We start from the raw sequence: 18,079 nt of genomic DNA on the forward strand, positions 1-18,079 counted from the left end.
CTGTGTCCAACGCCCCCGTCGAGCTCCGGGGGCGCATTCGTTTGGCTATCGTACGCCAGCGCTATAATCCGGCGGGTGGTGCCGAACGTTTTGTCAGCCGTGCGCTGGAAGTATTGCGTCGCAGCAGCGGGCTGGAGGTGTCGTTGCTGGCGCGCAAGTGGGAGCGCATCGACGGGATTCGTGCCCTGACAGTCGCGCCTTTTTATCTGGGAAATGTCTGGCGTGACTGGGGATTTGCCCGCGCGGCTCGCCGTCTCTGGCGCCATGAGGGCTTTGATCTGGTGCAGTCGCATGAGCGCATTCCAGGTTGCGATATTTACCGGGCCGGAGATGGCGTGCATGCGCGCTGGCTTGAGTTGCGGCGCAGTACCATGGGGTTCTGGCGCCGTCTGGCGCTCAAGCTGAACCCTTATCACCATTATGTCTGCCGGGCCGAACGTCAGATGTTTCTGGACCCCAGGCTGAAGCTGGTGATCTGCAATGCCGAGATGATCAAGCTGGAAATTCAGCAGCGCTTCGGTTTGCCGGAAGCGCGCTTTGCCGTGATTTACAATGGTGTGGATACCGAGGCTTTTCATCCGGGGCTGGCGGCCGAGTTTCGTGCCGCGATGCGGACTGAATGGCAGGTACCGGCCGATGCGCCCGTGCTGCTGTATGTCGGTTCGGGGTTCGAGCGCAAGGGCGTGGCACGGGCGCTGGCTGCGATGGCGGCCTGGCCCGAGGTGTATCTGGTGGTGGTGGGGACGGACAAGCATCTGGTGCGCTATCAGCGCGAGGCGGAGCGACTGGGGCTGGCTGGACGGGTGCGCTTTTGTGGCGCACGTCAGGACGTGCGGCCGTTCTATGCCATGGCGGATGCGTTCGTCTTGCCTACCCTTTATGATCCCTTCCCCAATGTCTGTGTCGAGGCACTGGCCTGTGGACTGCCGGTGCTGACCACGCCCACTTGTGGTGCAGCCGAGCTGTTGCGGCGCGGTGAAAATGGCTGGGTGGCGGAGGCGCGTGATGCGCCGGCCTGGTCTGCCCTGGTGGGCGAGTGGCTGCAGGCGCGTGCCGCCTGGCCAGACATGCGTACGGCGGCTCGTGAGAGCGTGGCCACCTTGCACTTGTCTGCCATGGCAGAACGCTTGTTGGCGCACTATCGCGCGTTGCTTGATGATTTACCGCGGGGCAGGCGCCCTGCAGAATGACGGAACTGAACGTAATGACCGACACCCCTCGCAGAAATAATCTGGCGCTCTATCGCCGCTTGCTGACCTATCTGCGCCAGTACTGGAAGGTTTTTCTGGCATCGCTGGTGTTCATGACCGTTTCCGCCGCGACCGAGCCGGCCTTTGTCAATCTGATGAAGCCCCTGATCGACGAGGGGTTCATCTCCAAGGATCCCGCCGCGCTGCGCTATCTGCCGCCGCTGATCGTATTGCTGTTCCTGGTCCGCGGGATCAGCAGTTATGGCAACGAGTATTCCACCAGTTGGCTGACTGGCCATCTGGTACAACGTTTGAGACAGGAAGTCTTCAATAAGTTGCTGAATATGCCGGTGGCCTATTTCGACAATAATACCTCCGGCCGGCTGATGTCGCGTGTGACCTATGACGTCAATCAGGTGACGGATGCCGGATTCAATGTGCTCACGGTGTCGGTGAAGGATGGTTGTACCGTGATCGGTCTGCTCGGCATGCTGCTTTACTACGATTGGCGCATGACCCTGATCTGTTTCGTGGTGTTCCCGGCCGTGGGGATCTGCATCAGTCTGATCAGCAAGCGATTGCGTAATCTGACTCGCCTGAGTCAGCACCAGATGGGGCAACTGACCCAGGTCCTGAGTGAAACCATCGACTGCCAGCGTGTGGTCAAAGTGTATGGTGGCCAGTCGCATGAGTCCGAGCGTTTTGCCATGGCGGCACAGGATATCCGTCGCAATCAGGTCAAGCAAAGTGCCGCATCTGCCATGAATACCAGTGTGACCCAGCTGATCATTTCGGTGGCCCTTGCCGGGTTGGTGCATTTTGCCTTGTTGCGCGGCCAGCATGGCCAGCTGACGGCCGGGACATTTGTGGCGCTGATTACCGGCATGTCGGCGATGTTTGCCCCGATCAAGCGCATTACCAATATCTCCCAGTCCTTGCAGCGAGGCCTGTCGGCGGCAGAAAGCGTGTTCACCTTCCTCGACGAGCCATCGGAAGTCGATCACGGCACGCGCAAGCTCGACAAGGTAAAGGGTAATCTGATCTTCGAACAGGTTGCATTCCGCTATCAGAATGCCGAGAAGGAAGCCATTCGATGTTTTGATCTGCAGGTGCAGGCCGGGGAGACCATTGCCCTGGTCGGGGCCTCGGGCAGCGGCAAGACGACGCTGGTCAGCCTGTTGCCGCGCTTTTATACCCCCAGTTCCGGGCGGATCCTGCTCGACGGGGTTGATTTGAATGAGATTCGGCTGGATAACCTGCGAGCGCAGATTGCCATGGTGAGTCAGGATGTGGTGCTGTTCAACGATACGGTTGCTGCCAATATCGCCTATGGCGCGTTTGGCGAGGTTAGCCGTGAGCAGGTGATCGAGGCCGCCCGTCAGGCGAATGCGCTCGAGTTCATCGAAAGTTTGCCCGGTGGTTTTGATTGCATGATCGGCGAGAATGGTGCCTTGTTGTCCGGAGGCCAGCGCCAGCGTCTGGCGATTGCCCGGGCCCTGATCAAGAATGCGCCGATTCTGGTGCTCGATGAGGCGACCTCGGCGCTCGACAATCAATCCGAGCGGCTGGTGCAGGCCGCGCTGGAAAACCTGATGAAGGATCGCACCACGATCGTCATTGCCCACCGGTTGTCGACCATCGAAAATGCCGACCGGATTGTGGTCATGCACCAGGGTGAGATTGAGGAGCTGGGGAACCATCAGCAACTGATGGCCCGGCAGGGTTTATACGCCATGTTGCATTCGCGGCAGTTTGCCGAGCCTGGTGTAGAGCAGGGGCGGACCTGATGCGTTATTTGCCAAGGTTGTTGCCGGACTTTCTGGGGCAATACCGCGCCCCTGATGGCTATCGTGCGCAGGCATGGCTGGTATTGCTGATGACCTTGTTGTTGTTGGTGATCTGGCCGATTCCCAACGGGCAATTGCCATTCCACAGAAACTTTGTACTCATCCCTTTGTTCCTGCTGCAGGCCTGGCTGGTGTTCCGTGGCCATGCCTTGCCCCTTCACTGGCGGGCATTCAGGAGACCATTGCTGCTCGTTGGTGTTCTCACTGGCTGGATTGTGCTTACCGGGCTTTGGCACTCCCCTTCGACTAGCGTTTTCTTGCAACAGCTGAATGGCAAATGGCTGCGTGCCCTTGAGACCGGTTTTATGGGGCTGACCTTGCTGCCTGTTCTAGCAGTAAATCGCATTGAGGCAAAGCGGGGCATGCAGTGTTTGTGGTTGATCCTGTTGGCCATGACGTTGCTGGCTCTGGTTCAATTGGCTGATTTTGTTTCGCTTTGGCATCAGTCCGGCCTGCTCCCCCTTGGTTTTACCCGTTTGGCATACTCCCGATTTGAGCTGAGTGTCTATTTCAACATGGCGCTTGTTTTTGTGTTTGCAGAAATCGCGGTAAGACTTGCCATGGGCCGCAGTCTGTTTCATGGCTCGAGAATTGGCCTTTGTTGTGTGCTGCTGATTTTGCTGGTGTCACAGCTTGGGCTGGTGACGCGTAATGCTACGGTGGGGATCGTAGCCAATCTTTTGTCGATTACCATCCTGGTTTCGTTGATGCGTGGCTCGCAATGGGGGCGCCGCAAAACAACGCTGTTTATCTTGCTTGCGGTCGCCGTGATTGCCGGTATTGGGGTGACCTCCTGGAAAACAGATCCCAGATGGACGATCTTCAAACAAACCTTGCCTCTGGCGCTGGATACCACTCATCACCTTGCCTGGCTCGATAAGGCTCACCATGCCTACCCCGTGATGGCTAATGGCCATATGGTGGACGTCTCTGCCTATGAGCGCATTGCCTGGCAAAAAATCGGTTATCAAATGGTGCTGAAAGAGCCGTTGGGTATGGGCTGGTATGCCGAGAATTTTCATCGTGCCGTCGAGAAGTACTATGGGTATACCACCACGACACAAAGTCATTCCGGCATGATCAACTTTACCCTGTCGAACGGGATTCCCGGTTTCATCCTGTGGCTGATGTTGCTGGGCTGGCTGATTGGCTACGGCTTGAGACATTTTTATCAGAGGAAGATGATTTCCGGGCTGGCCCTGGCGATTTTTGTCATGGGGATGACGATGCGCGGATTCTTTGACGATATCTGGCGTGATCATATGCTGGAGATGTTCTTCTTTATCAGTGGTTTCTTGCTGATGCTTTGTGATTACGAGCAGTCATCCGCCAAAATTGCTCAAGTTAATGAAAATCCAGGTCATGAATAAAGCCCCCTCTTTGCGAAAGATTGCCCTCGTTGCCACGGCAGCTTCAGATCAGGCCATCGAATGGTTAATCAACTTGTTGTCGGGACCTTTGGCGCCTCAGTATGAATTTCACATTTTGGCCGGGGCCTCGAACCATGCGCGAATGACGGCAGCAGGCTTGCAGGCCGTGCGGACCGAATCCGGCGTTGCGGTAAGGCAGGTGCTCAAACAGTTAGAACCCGATCTGATCCAGACTTTCAGCGAGCAGGATCACCGTCAGGTGGCACGCTATGCCTTCTTCCATCCGACTACCCTGCTGGCCACTCATCTTCGGGCGGAGGAGGCGATCGCCGCAGGACGAATCAATCATTTTATCTATAACCGGTTGACGGACCTGAACCTGTTTCTGGATCCGGCGGCCAATGCCCACTCCGGCGCGAGTGGCTATCTGGGTTTGCAAAACCCGGTCATCCTGCAGCAGGACTCGCTCGGTGGCGATGTCTGGCAGATGCTTGGCCATGTCTATGGTTCGCTGCTGCATCCCGAACGTCTGGATGTGCATCACAATATCAAGCGTGATTTTTCCGATATCAAGCTGGCCTACATCACCCATTTTTATTGCAATCAGCAGGACATTACCTCGGTCACGCGTTTGCTGGAGCGTTATGCGGCGTATCCGCCAGAGGTGCGCGCCCAGGTGCAGTTTGTCATTGTTGATGATGGTTCGCCGATCAAGTATCAGATTCCCGAGTTGCCGCTCAACCTGACCTGGATTCGCATTGATCAGGACATTCGCTGGAATCAGGCCGGGGCCCGGAATCTGGGGGTGGTGTATGCACGTGCCGATACCATACTGATGACGGACCTGGATCATGAGTTGCCGCTGGCATCGATGCAGCAGCTGCTGACGCGCGGCTCGTGCGGCAAGCGACTCTACAAGATGCGCCGCCGGGATGCCGAGGGCAAAACCTACAAGGGGCATTCCAATTTCTTTGTCATGTCACGTGGCCGGTTTTTTGAATGTCATGGCTATGATGAAGAGTTTGCCGGTCACTATGGTGCCGAGGACTTCCGTTTTGTGAAGTACCAAAAGGCGCGCGGCAGCTTCCAGACCTATTTGCCAAGCAGGATCTACTGTATCGAGCGCACGGATATCGATCGTCAGCGTTCCTATCACAGCCTGGTTCGTGATCTGTCGTTCAATTCGGCTGCTGACAGCCGCAAGCGCCGTGAATTGGCCCATGTCGGTCATGGCTACGGGCACAGCCGGATGTTTCTGAATTTCACCTGGACCATCCTGTCCGATCAGCGCTTTGAACATCCGGTCGAGCGGCCGCGAAGCCGGTGGTGGAAATATCGGTCTTTGCTCCGGCAGGTTTCTCCCCGTTTCTGAGGCCGGATCGTCGGGCGATGATCGGATCGCCCGTTTTTTTCGAGGATAGACAGGAGTTGGCATGCGCATTGCGCATATTGAATCGTCGATGGATTGGGGCGGCCAGGAGCTGCGGATTGTCGAACAGGCCGTCTGGCTGAATGCGCACGGACATCCCTGCTGGATTGTCGCGCGCCCGGGATCGGCAATCCTGACACAGGCCCGGCAGCGGGGTTTGCCGCTGCTGGAGATGGAAATTCGTGGCTCGATGAATCCTGCCACCTTGCGCACATTGCGCCACTTTGTGCGAGAGCAGCAGATTGATTTGATCGATTGCCACGGCAACCGGGACAGTACGTATGGTGCCTATCTGAAGTGGTTTGGCGGCCTGCCGGTGGTGCGTTCCCGGCATGTGACCGACCCGATTGGCGCCAGTGGACTGAAAAAACTGGTCTGGCGTTACGGCAATCACGGGATCGTGGTGACGGCTGGCCGCATTCGCGAAATGTTGCAGCAGGATGGTCTCGCCGATTCTGCCCGCGTTTATGTCGCGGTGGCCGGTGTCGATGAGCAACGTTTCCACCCTGGTCTGGACGGTGCAGCACTGCGTGCTCAGCTCGGGATTGCGCCGGCGGCGCGAGTCGTGGCCAATGTTGGCATGATTCGTCCGGACAAGGGACAGCTATTTTTCGTGCAGGCCTGCCGTCAGATCATTGACTGTCGTGATGATGTGGTTGCCATCCAGCTTGGCGAGGCGACTGGCCAGACCAGGGGTTACAAGCAGCAGGTACTGGCCGAGGCCGGTGCGGCGCTGGAGAGTGGTCGCATCCGTTTCCTGGGTTATCAGGCGGACATCGAGCACTGGCTGGCACTGGCGGATATCGTGGTGGTGGCGTCCATCGGTACGGAGGCACAGACCCGTCTGGTGGCGCAGGCCTTCCTGATGAAGAAGAACGTGGTTGCCACCACGGTGGGCGGGCTGCCGGAGATGATTCGCCATGAGCAGACCGGGCTGTTGTGTGCCCCGGGTGATGCCGCGGCCTTGCAGCAGGCGGTCAGTCGCCTGCTCGAGGATCCGGCGCTGGCGGAGCGCTTGCGCGAGAATGCCTATCAGCATGCGCTGTCCCACATGTCATTCGATCACATGATGCAGGGCATGCTGGGCTGTTACCGCCAGGCACTGGCCCGTGCGGGTCGTCAGGAGTCGACATGACCCGCTTGCGCATCGCGCATCTCATTGATCTGGACCGCATCGGCGGGGTGGAGTCGATGTATGCCAGCCTGATTCAGGCCCCGGTGCCTGAGGGATGGCAGGTGGAACACCATACCATTGCCGACAGCCTGAACCTTGCCCCCCGCTTTCGCCCGATTGTCGAGCGCTGCAGCAGGACGCTGGTGTCGCCCAAAGTCTGGCATGGCATCAAGTTGCCCCGTCGTCCGGCGGGTCTGCGGGCTCGCAACCGGCTGGCACAGATCCGAGCTATCCGGCCGGATGTTGTTCTGGCATGGAATCAGTTTACTGACTTTCATTTGTCGCCCGATCTGGGATGCCCGCTGATTTACTACGAGCATGGCATGAGCTGGTATGAGCATGCGCCGGCTCAGTTGCAGGGATTTCTGCCCTATGTAGATGGCGCCATTGCGGTATCGCGGGCAGGGCAGCGCATGTTGCAGCTCAAACATGGCGTCTCTTTTCCGGTGCATCTCTGCCCGAACCCTTTGCGCGCCGATCTTCATGTGACGGATGCCCCGGTTCGCTGTTTGCCGCAGGACCGGCCGTTGCGTCTTGGTGTGGCCGCTCGTCTCGTTCCGCTCAAGGCGGTGGGGCTGGTGGTGCTGGCGTTGAAGTTGCTGCGACAACAGGGCGTGGACGCCGAGCTCAGCATTGCCGGGGAGGGCCCTGAGCGTGGTGCGATCGAGCGTCTGATTGCCCGTGAGGGCCTGGCTGATCATGTTCGCCTGTTGGGCCTATGTGATGACATGGCCGGGTTTTATCGTTCGATTGATCTCTTTGTGATGAGCTCGATGCATGAAACCATGCCTCTGGTTTGCATCGAGTCCATGGCGTATGGCGTGCCCGTGATAGCCTGCATGGTCGATGGTCTGCCCGAGGTGGTCCGGGATGGGCAAACCGGTCGTTGCCTGACGCCAACCCTTGATGTATCGGGCTATCAGGCTCTCACCGGCGCCAGTGTTGCCTTCGCCCGTCGCGTGTATGACCCGCAGCAGGATCTGCTGGTGGAGACCCGGATGTTGGCGCCTGAGGCGATTGCCGAGGCGGTAACCGCCCTGGCGTCAGAGCCGGCAGGCTACCAGGCCATGAGCGCGGCCTGCCTGGTTGAAGCGGCCTTGCCCCGTTATGACCAGGCCCAATATCTGCAACAGTTTTATGGCCTGCTGGCGGATTTTGCCACGAAACGCTGATGGTAATCGGCCAGGGTCATGCCCTGGCAACGGCTGGCAATGTGCCGGAACAGCTGATCCATATCCCGGTACAATTGTTCAATGCTGGCCTCGTCCGGAAAGGTCGGACTCCCTCCTGGCATGAATTCTGAAGAGTGCAGCATGAATTCAAGGTAATCGCTGCCTTCGGCCAGGATGCGGTTGGTGAGGGAGAGGGTCTCGGCCAGGTTGTCGCGCTTGGGTCGCAGCCAGCTGATCGAGTCCGGTCGGATCTTGCCGCGCAGCCGGTCCAGCGTGCGTCGGGTCGCGCGCAACCATGCCGGATATTTGAGCCGGGTACTCATCGGGATTTCCAGCAGCGCCGAGTGGCCTGGGCGGGCAATGTCGTCCGGGTCGATGAAGTAGGCTCCAGTGGGAAAATGCCGGTAGTCGGTGCCGCCCTGTCCCTGACGCTTGCCTGGCGTACCCCCCCAGTCGATATGGGGTGTGACCGAGCAGTCGACCTGATAGCCATATTCCAGCAGCAGTTCGGCGTATCGACGGTCAAAAGCCCAGCGGCCGGCACGATGGCTGATCATTTTGATGGAGAAGGTATCCTCGAGCAACTTGGTCATGGTATCGACCTTGCTGCGCATCACATCATCCGGATATTCAATCAGGTAGGCCTTGTCTTCCCCATCATGGTCGGTTTGCGGGTGGGCCGGCGGACTGTTCCAGGCGTGCAGGTGCATGCCGATCTCGCCCGTTCCTCGGGCAATGACATCTCTGGCAAAGGCCTGATAGACCGGATCGATGGCCATTTCATAATTGGTCAGGTAGCAAGGCTTGAAGCCATATTGCTCGCACAGCAGCTGAAAGCGTTCAAGATAGGCGGCATTGCGGGTGCTCAACGGGCCGGTACCCCAAAGGTTATCCCCTTCGGTATCGATGGTGATCAGGAACGCGGGCCTGCTAGGGTCTGAATGGTTCACGGTGCGGAAGTCTGTCTGGTAGTCGTCGTGCGTTTGCGCGGTATGGGAAACGAGTGGTGAAGATCATAGCGCATCAGCGCGGAAAAATCCGATTGCTGGTGAGCCCATGTCGTCGGACAGGCAGACGCTCCCGGAGCGATCAGTTACAATTTCACGCTTTCCCATTCGAGTGTGCCGACCTGCCATGTGTGGAATTGCCGGTTACTTTTCTGCCTCTCCCGTTGCCCCCTCCGTAACCGATGCCATGTTGGCCGAGCTTGCCCGCCGGGGACCGGATGACGCCAGCCGCTTGCTGCTGGATCAGGCTTTTCATCCCTTGGCGGCGGATCAGGCGGCGCATCATGCCATGCTGCATGCCCGTCTGGCGATCATTGATCCGCGCCCCATTGCCAACCAGCCCATGGCCAGCGCCGATCGCCAAGTGTGGATCTGCTATAACGGCGAAGTTTATGACTGGGACACTGATCGGCAGGCACTGGAAGCTGATGGTGCGGTCTTCCATACCCACTCCGATACCGAATTCATCCTGAATGCCTATCTGGCCTGGGGGCTGGATGGCCTGCTGCAGCGTCTGCGCGGCATGTTTGCCTTTGCCATTCTCGACCTGCGTCAGGGCAAGGTGCATCTGGCACGTGACCGTATGGGAGAGAAACCGCTGGTCTACAGCCATGGAGAGGGACTGTTTGCCTTTGGCTCACTGGTCCGTGCTGTGTTGCCCGTTCTGCCGAAAGACAGGCGCCAGTTTTCTGCACAGGCCATCGATGCCTATCTGGCTCATCGCTACATTCCCTCTCCCGCCACGATTTTCAGCCATGTCCAGCGCCTGGAGAACGGGTATTGCCTGAGCTATGACCTGAAGTCCGGCGAATTGAACAAGCGTCGCTACTGGCAGCCGACGGCAGAGTCCGGTGACTGGCTGTCGGTGCTGGATGAGGCGGTGGCCATGCGAACGGTGGCCGACCGTCCTCTGGGGGTGCTGCTGTCCGGCGGGGTCGATTCCACCGTCATTGCCAGTCGTCTGGCCTCCCAGTCGTTGACCGGCTTCAGCACCTTCACAGCGGCCTTTCCCGGCTCCGGGATGGATGAGTCGGGGGACGCGGCTGACACGGCACAGCGCCTCGGGCTGGAAAATGTGTCGGTGGCCATGCCGCAGGACCTGGCAGCGGATTTTGCGCGGATTGTGGCAGATCTCGATCAGCCCTTCGCCGATCCCTCGAGTTTCCCGACCTGGTATCTGGCACGTGAGGTCACACGGCACGTGAAGGTGGTGCTGGTCGGGGATGGGGGGGATGAGCTGCTGGCTGGCTACAAGCGGGTCAACAAGCATCTGCGCACGCGCTGGCGGCGCCATCTGCGACTGCCATTGCCGGTCTGCCCGCAACTGTCGGCCAAAGGGAGTGGCAAGCTGGCGACAGAAATGGCCATGGACTGGCGAGAAGCCTATTCCCTGCGCTTTTCAGGCCTGACACCGGGGCAGCGACGATTTCTGCAGGGGGGCAGGCCACTGCCTCGCCTGAGTTACTGGCGCGAGGCCGAAGCGACCGGGGTGGCGGCCGATGAGGCCGACAATGCCCTGCAAACGTTGCTGGCCATCGATTTTGCCAACTATCTGCCGGACTATATCCTTAACAAGTCCGATCTGTGCACCATGGCGCATGGCCTGGAGGGCCGACCGCCACTGCTGGATCATCGTCTGTATCAGACTTTACTGTCCGTGCCGGCTCAAACGCGCTATACCCGTCCGGCCAAGCTGATTTTCCGGCGCGCCATGCATCCTGCCGTGCCGCCGGATTTCTTCCAGCGCAAAAAACGAGGCTTCAATCCACCATTGCATGGCTGGCTGCAAGGCAGTCTGGCGCCCCGCTTCGAAGGCCTGGGGCGGCGGCTGTCCGCATTAACCGGCGGGCAACTGGATGCTGGCGCTGTCGATGCGTTTGCTCAGGCCTACCGCCAGGGAGATCGGGCTCTGGCCGAGCAGGTCTTGCAGTTGCTGATCCTGGACGAGAGTCTGGCCCAGCTGCAGCGGCTGGTGGCTGACGAACAGGGGGAATGAGGCGCTATTGCCCCACCAGTGCGAGATAGGCATCGACGGTACGGGTCAGCGTAAAGCGCTGCAGCTCCTCTTGGTCGATGGACGGCGGGGCGCTGACCACGCGCCGGATGGCGGCGGCCAGGGATTCGGCCGTCAGTTCACTCAGTCCCCGGGCCAGGTCGCCCGTCATGATTTCATCCGGCCCGTAGGGGCAGCGTGTACTGACCACCGGCGTGCCGCAGATCAGCGCCTCCACCAGCACGTTGCCGAATCCCTCATAGTCCGAGCTGAGCACCAGCGCCTGGGCCGCCCGCATGTAACGGTAGGGGTTCGTGCTGAAGCCGGCAAACACGACCTGGTCCTCGATGCCCAACTGGCGAGCCTGTTGTTGCAAGGCGTCCTGTTCAATGCCCGCGCCCTGGCCAAGTAGTACCAACCTGCCTTCGTAGCCACTCAGGCTGAAAGCCTCCAGCAAGCGATCATGGCGCTTTTGACTGTTCATGCGCCCGACGTGCAGCAGGAAGGGGGCTGCCATCTGCAGCGGATCCTCTGCCGCCTGTCTGCGGATGTCCTCCAGATCAAACGGATTGTAGATGGCCGCCATCTTGGCCGGCCGAATCCCGCATTTCAGTACGTCCTGCTGCAGAGCCTGGCAAACCGTGATCAATTTTCGTCCCGAGTAGGTGCGAATCAGTTGGCGATGCTTGAGCCAGCGTTTCAGGCCACGCTTATCTTGAAGTTGACCGGCCTCGATGGCGCAGTGCAGGCAAAGCCATGCGTTCTTCAGGAAGGGGCAGGCGACGACGATGCGGTCGGTTTTCGGCAGGTTGGACACGGCCAGGTCTACCTGGCGTCCGGCGTAATGCCGGCGCAGCGCCTGATCCAGCTGCGCCGCCCGACGGCGGATCTCGGTTTGACGCTTTAGGGGACCGCGGTAAGTATCTTGGATGACCAGCAGTTGAACACCCTGGGGAATGGGGTAGTCGCAACGATCACGCAAGGACGCGATGGTGACATCCTGTCCGCGACGTGCCATCTCGCCGGCCAGTGTCAGGACCACGCGTTCCGCGCCCCCGCCCGGTAGTCCGTCGATGATGAACAAAATGTTTTGAGTCATGGCGATTCCTGCTGGCGGTTTATGCCGGATGATCGTTTTGCGGTCGCAGCAGACGCTGGCAGGCGTTCAGGACCGTCTCGGCCGGAATGGCCGAGAGATAGCGCTGTGTCGTCGAGGTGTCGATGGCATCCGGGTGTGGCAACGGCCCGTGATCTGCGGCATTGATCACGATGGCGCGATTCATCCAGGGATGCCATTCGTTGAGCTTGCTAGGGCCGAACAGGGCGACACAGTCGGTTTGCAGCGCGGCCGCCATATGCATAGGGACGGAGTCCACGCCGATGAACAGGCGGGCACCATCGATCAGGGCCGCCAGGGTGTTCAGCGACAATTGTCCTGCCAGAGAGTGCACGCGAGGTGAGCGCACTTGCTGCATGATGTTGTCGACCAACTGTTGCTCCTGCACCGAGCGGCCCCCGGTGACAATCACCGGCCAGCCATCATCGGCCAGGGTCTGAATCACGCTGGCAAAACGCTCATCCTCCCAGCATTTGAAAAACCAGCGGGCAGGCGGATGCGCCACGATATAGGTGCCATGGATGCCCAGGCGTGCCAATTGCTGCTGGATGTGTTCCCGGTCCTGCGACGAGTAGCTCATGCGGCAGCGACGCATTTCGTCGCTGACAGTCAGTGCCAGCGGTTGCAATGCCAGCAGGTTCTGCTCGACGGTGTGCAGGGTGTCGGACTCGGCCAGCGGCGCCAGATGGCGAAAACAGCTGCGCCAATACTTGTTGCGCCGCTTGGGGTAGTCAAAACCGACCGAGTTTGCCGGTGCCAAGGCTTTGGTCAGCAGTGCCGCGTTCATTTGATCCGACAGGTGGATGATCAGATCGTAATGCCGCCTGGCCAGCTGACGGTACAGGCCGAGCCAGTGCGCCAGCCGCCGCCAGCCCCGCACGCTGCGGTCCAGACCCCAGATCCGGCTCAGGCCGGGATGGTGCTGAACCATCGGCCGTGTCTCTTCATACAGCAGCATGTCGATCTCTGCTGCGGGATAGGATGCCTGCAGGGCGTGGATGACCGGGGTGCACAGCAACACATCGCCGTGATGGCGCAGTTTGATGAGCAGGATACGGGCTGGGGGGGAAATGGGGGGTGTCATGGCGGAGGAAATGGCTTCTCCGATCATGCCGACCTGCCGAATGGCACAACAGGACGGGCAGAAAAGTCATTTTTGCTGATATTGAAATGACGCAGATTCTATCGTATTCAGTGCCTTGCTGGGGAGCTTTGCATAAAGAAACACCGGCCTTGGCCGGTGTCGGGTGCTACTGACGTCAAGTGTTCTTCAGGCATTGAACAGCGGATTGCCAGGATCCATGTCACGGCCGTTGCGCTGGATGGTGCTCCAGACAGCCTGACCGCGCAGCGACTCCTGGACATCACAGGCCAGCGAGCTGTAGGCGCGTACATTGCCGTCGGTGGAGTAGGCACGCAACAAGGTGACCTTGGCGGCGAGATTGTCCGGTTCGTCGCGCAGCGCATCACGCAAAACGCGCACGGCTTCCTTGGTTCTGCCGTAAGCGAGAAACACTTCGGCTTCTCCCACCGGGTCGATGCCCCGATGGCGCGGCTTGGTGTAACGGACAGTTCTCCAGAGCTTGCGAATACCGTAGTAGGCCAACATGCACCCCAGACTGCTGGCCATTGCTGTAAGCAACATCATGCTAATCCCTCGTGCTTTGTTTTGTTTTGTGCTCGATTATTCGGACGAACGTTTTTAACAAGCAATCCGTAGAAATCCTTAGCGGCACGCTGTGGATTATGCGTTTGGGATATTGGAGGTGTGACGAAGGGGTGGACAGGGCCAGGCGCACAAATGCCGGGTGAGTAGAATGGACCGCTTGCCCGGGCTTGCCATTGGAATGGCGCCATAGCCGGCGCGGGACCGGCTACCGGGCTGGAGAATCGTCAGGCGCTGGTTGGTTCGAGCAGTTCCGGTGCGGAGAGAATCGTTCGCAAGATCTTGTCAGACAAGTTTTTTTCGATAACAGCCTGGCCGATCTGTTGCAACAATACAAACCGGATCTGCCCCTGACTGACCTTCTTGTCGTGGCTCATCAGCGACATCCACTGTTCGAAGCCCAGATCCGGCGCCCGGGTGGGCAGTCCGGCGGATTGGATCAGTGCCCGGATACGCGCAAGGTCGCTGGTTGACAGCCAGCCCTGCGCCTGCGAGGCGGCTGCGGCCAGGACCATCCCGGCGGCCACGGCTTCGCCATGCAGCCAGACACCAAAGCCGAGGCCGGCTTCAATGGCATGGCCAAAGGTGTGTCCGAGATTGAGCAGGGCACGGATGCCGTTTTCCTTTTCGTCCTGGCCCACTATCTGCGCTTTCATTTCGCAGCAGCGGCGCACGGCTTCCTGCAGTGTCGCGGCATCGCGCGAGCGCAGGGCATCGATATGGGTTTCCAGCCAGTCAAAGAATGTGGCATCGCCGAGCAGACCGTACTTGATGACTTCGGCCAGACCGGCGTTGAACTCGCGATCGGGCAGGGTGGCCAGCAGGCTCATGTCGGCAATGACCGCGCGGGGTTGGTAGAACGCCCCGATCATGTTCTTGCCTTGAGGATGGTTGATGGCGGTTTTGCCGCCGACCGAGGAGTCGACCTGGGCCAGCAGGGTGGTGGGGATCTGGATGAAGGGGGCGCCGCGCTGGTAGCAGGCGGCCGCAAAGCCGGTCATGTCCCCGATGACCCCGCCGCCCAGGGCAATCAGGGTGGTGCTGCGTTCGCAGCGTTCAGCGAGCAGTACGTCGAAAATCAGATTGAGGGTCTGCCAGTTCTTGTGATCCTCGCCATCCGGCAGAATCACCGGGATGACCCGGATGCCATGCTGAGTCAGGACCGCGCTCAGCCTGGCGAGATACAGCGGCGCAACGGTCTGGTTGGTGACGACGGCGACCTGATTGCCCGCAATGTGGGGCAGCAGCAGGTCGGCCTGCGCCAGCAAGCCTTCTCCGATATGGATCGGGTAGCGGGTATCCGGCAGCGTCAGGTCGAGCGTGATCATGTCAGTGTTTTCCGGTCAGGGCGAGAAGCTGCTCTTCCAGATGGCCGACCAGCGTGTTGACGTTCTGTTGGGTGGTGTCGATAACCAGGTCGGCGATCTCCCGGTAGAGCGGATCTCGCTCCTCGAACAGGCTGGCCAGCCTGGCACGGGGGTCGGCAGTTCGCAGCAGCGGGCGATTGCGATCCAGCTGGGTACGGGTCAGCAGGTCATCGATATTGGCCCGCAGATAAATTACGGTGCCATGCTGCGCCAGCAGCCTGCGGTTCTGCTCTTTCAGTACCGCGCCGCCTCCGGTTGCTAGGACAATATTGTCGAGCTTGACCAGATCGGCAATGACGCAGGCCTCCCGTTCGCGGAAGCGTGGCTCGCCTTCGATATCGAAGATGGTGGCGACGCGCACGCCGGTCCGGGCTTCGATCTCCTGATCGGAATCATAAAAGGTTTTCTCCGCCTTGCGTGCCAGCGCACGCCCGACGGTGGTTTTGCCGGCGCCCATGAGCCCGACCAGAAAAAAGTTGCCTGCCAATGTTCCCATGTCATCCATTCTATCTGATGGTAGGACAATCTGTCTTTGGGCTTTCAGGCTAGAAGGGGCGAGAGGACTGCAGGCTCAACTTTGCGAGACAATCTGCGGCGTGATGAAGACCAGCAGCTCGCGCCGCGAGTGCTTTTTGGTATTGTGGCGAAACAGCCATCCCAGCAAGGGAATGTCACCCAGCCAGGGGACCTGGCTGTTCATCGCGTGTTGCTCGTCCACATAAATCCCGCCCAGTACCACGGTGCCGCCATTCTCGACCTGAACGGCAGTCCGGATGCGCTTGGTATCGATGGACGGCGTCAGATTAACCTGGCGGTAGTTTGGTGAGTCTTTGTTGATCTCGATCTCCAGCCAGAGACTCTGGCCATCGGTCGCAATGGTGGGTTTGACTTTCAGGCTCAGGGCGGTTTTCTTGAAGTCGACCGCAGTGGTTCCGCGCGATGACATGCGCGGCACCGGCATTTCGTTGCCTTCCTCGATGGTGGCTTCATGCCGATCGGCGGTCAGCAGCCGGGGGGTCGAGACCAGCTTGCCCTGTCCCTCCGCCTGCATGGCCTGCAGTTCCAGGCTGATCAAGGTGCCGGCACTGGCTTTGAACAGGGCGGCAATCGAGCCGAACGAGGTGGCGACGGGCAGATCTACCCCTGAGGGCAGGCTGCGTGAATCTGGGGAATAGGGTTGCCACAAACCCGGGCGAGGTCGTCCGTTGCCTTTGTCGTGACTTGAGGCCTGGGATGTTCGGGTCGGCAGTCGAGCAAAGTTGAGTTTGCTGCCCAGCTCACGGCTGAAGTGGTCATTGGCCTCGACGATCTTGGCTTCAATCATCACCTGTTGACGCGGCGTGTCGGTCAATTCGAGGAGTTGCTGAATTTTCTGACCATTCTCCGGCGTGTCATGCACAAACAGCGTATTGCTGTGCGGGTCGACCAGCATGCTGCCCTTCTCGCTGAGCAAACGCCCCTGTTCCAGAATCTTGCGCATTTCCTCCGCCTGGCGATGGCGCAAAGCGAAGGCCTGCATCTGCGGCGCGATCAGCATCTTGCGTTGCTGGCCTGCTTCGTAGCGTTGCTTTTCCTGCCCCAGCAATTCATCTCTGGCGGAGATATAGCGGACCTTGCCGATACGCTGCTGCTCCAGTCCCCGTGCCTGCAGAATCAGTGACAGAGCCTGCTCCCAGGGGACGTCCTGCAGTTTGATGCTGATCTGTCCTTTTACAGCGTCTCCGACGATCATGTCCTTGCCTGCCTCATCCGCCAGGGCGTAGAGGGCTGCCCGTACATCCAGATTCTGGAAGTTCAGCGTGATCTTGCCTTGCTCTTCCTGAGCGCAGACCGGCAGTACCGCCCCGCCCAGACATAAAACAGTCAGCCAGCCGACATGCCAAATTGTTTTCATGGGGTCTCCATATGCAGATAACGCTCTCCACGGCTTGAAGGCGTCGCCTCGCCGACCGGCTTCAGGGCGATGTGCGACTCGCCGATCAGGGTGACTTGCCAGTGGCCATGGCCCAGCAAGGAACCCACCCGGACGGTGTATACCTGTTGATGCTGATCCTGCAGCAGCGCCAGACGTTTGCTGCCACGAACCAGCGTGCCCGCCAGCTTGAGCTGTGACAGGTCAAATCGGTCTGCATCCATGCTGGGCAGGCCGGCCACGCCCTTGCCGGTACTCAGGCGCTGCGGGTCAAACGGAGTCCGAAGGGCCGGATCAGCCTGACTGGTTATCGATCCGCATAGCAGTCCGTAGCAAAGCAGTTTGCGCATCAGGCAGCTTCCTCCATGGTGCCGGGTTGCAGGCAGCGAACACGCGCCTGAAGATCCAGCCGACCCTGGCTTGCCCGGGTCAGCTGTAGCTCGTCGACAAGCAGGGCGGCTGGGTGCTGACTGATCTCGGCCAACAGCGCCTGCAATGGATGGAAGTGCCCGGTGGCCAGCAAGCGCGCCGAAGCCTCGACCCGGTCCTGATGATCGCCCATGGTCTCCGGCGGGCTCAGCAACAATGTGATTTGCAGTCGTTTTGCGGCATCGCGGATAAAGGCCATTTCACAGTCCGGCCGCAAGCGCGCCAGCGCCTCGCTCATCACGGCGGGAGGGGGGGCGGCAGACAGGGCATGCGGCTGATCCGGGACGGCAGGCAGGCTGTGTCGCAGCAAGCTATATTCGACGATGCCGATGAGCAGATTGAACAGGCCGATCAACAGCCATTGCCGGCGTCGTGTCATCCTGCAGGGCGCAGGCCATGGCCGCGC

General features: G+C 59.7%; 16 protein-coding genes. 7 read left to right on the forward strand and 9 right to left on the reverse strand.

The genetic code is table 11. The features are described from left to right. Positions 1-41 precede the first annotated feature (41 nt). From AACH39_RS13505 to AACH39_RS13530, 6 genes are all read left to right on the forward strand, one after another. A complete protein-coding gene (locus AACH39_RS13505) occupies positions 42-1,190 on the forward strand; it encodes a glycosyltransferase family 4 protein (protein ID WP_252346104.1) in 1,149 nt (382 codons plus the stop codon). 14 nt (positions 1,191-1,204) lie between these two features. Further along, complete coding sequence (gene msbA / locus AACH39_RS13510) at positions 1,205-2,977, forward strand: lipid A export permease/ATP-binding protein MsbA (protein WP_338620355.1); 1,773 nt, start codon at positions 1,205-1,207, stop codon at positions 2,975-2,977. Further along, positions 2,977-4,407: a hypothetical protein gene (locus AACH39_RS13515; protein WP_338620357.1), complete on the forward strand. Its 1,431-nt coding sequence runs from the start codon at positions 2,977-2,979 to the stop codon at positions 4,405-4,407. Before msbA ends, AACH39_RS13515 begins: the two co-directional genes overlap by 1 nt. Positions 4,408-4,606: 199 nt before the next feature. Beyond that, on the forward strand, positions 4,607-5,779 hold the full coding sequence (locus tag AACH39_RS13520; RefSeq protein WP_338620359.1) for a glycosyltransferase family A protein: 1,173 nt from the start codon (positions 4,607-4,609) through the stop codon (positions 5,777-5,779). A 61-nt stretch (positions 5,780-5,840) separates the two neighbouring features. Next, positions 5,841-6,971: a glycosyltransferase family 4 protein gene (locus AACH39_RS13525; RefSeq protein ID WP_338620361.1), complete on the forward strand. Its 1,131-nt coding sequence runs from the start codon at positions 5,841-5,843 to the stop codon at positions 6,969-6,971. Then, positions 6,968-8,182, forward strand: coding sequence for a glycosyltransferase (locus tag AACH39_RS13530; RefSeq protein ID WP_215778711.1), 1,215 nt, complete (start codon positions 6,968-6,970; stop codon positions 8,180-8,182). The genes AACH39_RS13525 and AACH39_RS13530 overlap by 4 nt, the downstream gene beginning before the upstream one ends. On the opposite strand, the gene AACH39_RS13535 is transcribed toward AACH39_RS13530, so the two are convergent. Further along, positions 8,146-9,051: a hypothetical protein gene (locus AACH39_RS13535; RefSeq protein ID WP_338620364.1), complete on the reverse strand. Its 906-nt coding sequence runs from the start codon at positions 9,049-9,051 to the stop codon at positions 8,146-8,148. The two genes, AACH39_RS13530 and AACH39_RS13535, sit on opposite strands and share 37 nt — an antisense overlap. 265 nt (positions 9,052-9,316) lie before the next feature. Between AACH39_RS13535 and asnB the strand changes: the two genes are divergently transcribed. Further along, positions 9,317-11,185 (forward strand): asparagine synthase (glutamine-hydrolyzing), encoded by a 1,869-nt coding sequence (gene asnB, locus AACH39_RS13540; protein ID WP_338620366.1) that lies wholly within the window; start codon positions 9,317-9,319, stop codon positions 11,183-11,185. Positions 11,186-11,189: 4 nt separating this feature from the next. On the opposite strand, the gene AACH39_RS13545 is transcribed toward asnB, so the two are convergent. The 8 genes from AACH39_RS13545 to AACH39_RS13580 form a co-directional block, all read right to left on the reverse strand. Then, positions 11,190-12,281: a glycosyltransferase gene (locus AACH39_RS13545; RefSeq protein ID WP_338620368.1), complete on the reverse strand. Its 1,092-nt coding sequence runs from the start codon at positions 12,279-12,281 to the stop codon at positions 11,190-11,192. 19 nt (positions 12,282-12,300) lie between these two features. After that, positions 12,301-13,410: a putative lipopolysaccharide heptosyltransferase III gene (gene rfaQ / locus AACH39_RS13550; RefSeq protein ID WP_215778707.1), complete on the reverse strand. Its 1,110-nt coding sequence runs from the start codon at positions 13,408-13,410 to the stop codon at positions 12,301-12,303. Positions 13,411-13,569: 159 nt separating this feature from the next. After that, positions 13,570-13,947, reverse strand: coding sequence for a tetratricopeptide repeat protein (locus AACH39_RS13555; protein ID WP_252346101.1), 378 nt, complete (start codon positions 13,945-13,947; stop codon positions 13,570-13,572). A 245-nt stretch (positions 13,948-14,192) separates the two neighbouring features. After that, positions 14,193-15,293, reverse strand: coding sequence for a 3-dehydroquinate synthase (gene aroB / locus AACH39_RS13560; RefSeq protein ID WP_215778706.1), 1,101 nt, complete (start codon positions 15,291-15,293; stop codon positions 14,193-14,195). A 1-nt stretch (position 15,294) separates the two neighbouring features. Then, positions 15,295-15,828 (reverse strand): shikimate kinase, encoded by a 534-nt coding sequence (locus AACH39_RS13565; protein ID WP_215778705.1) that lies wholly within the window; start codon positions 15,826-15,828, stop codon positions 15,295-15,297. A gap of 75 nt (positions 15,829-15,903) precedes the next feature. Further along, positions 15,904-17,226 (reverse strand): type IV pilus secretin PilQ, encoded by a 1,323-nt coding sequence (gene pilQ / locus AACH39_RS13570; protein ID WP_215778703.1) that lies wholly within the window; start codon positions 17,224-17,226, stop codon positions 15,904-15,906. Then, on the reverse strand, positions 17,223-17,594 hold the full coding sequence (locus tag AACH39_RS13575) for a pilus assembly protein PilP (protein ID WP_338620369.1): 372 nt from the start codon (positions 17,592-17,594) through the stop codon (positions 17,223-17,225). The genes pilQ and AACH39_RS13575 overlap by 4 nt, the downstream gene beginning before the upstream one ends. Next, on the reverse strand, positions 17,594-18,052 hold the full coding sequence (locus AACH39_RS13580) for a hypothetical protein (RefSeq protein WP_338620371.1): 459 nt from the start codon (positions 18,050-18,052) through the stop codon (positions 17,594-17,596). The genes AACH39_RS13575 and AACH39_RS13580 overlap by 1 nt, the downstream gene beginning before the upstream one ends. Positions 18,053-18,079: the final 27 nt, after the last annotated feature.

It is taken from the genome of Paludibacterium flexuosum (genome assembly GCF_037076605.1).
Classification (GTDB): Bacteria; Pseudomonadota; Gammaproteobacteria; order Burkholderiales; family Chromobacteriaceae; genus Paludibacterium.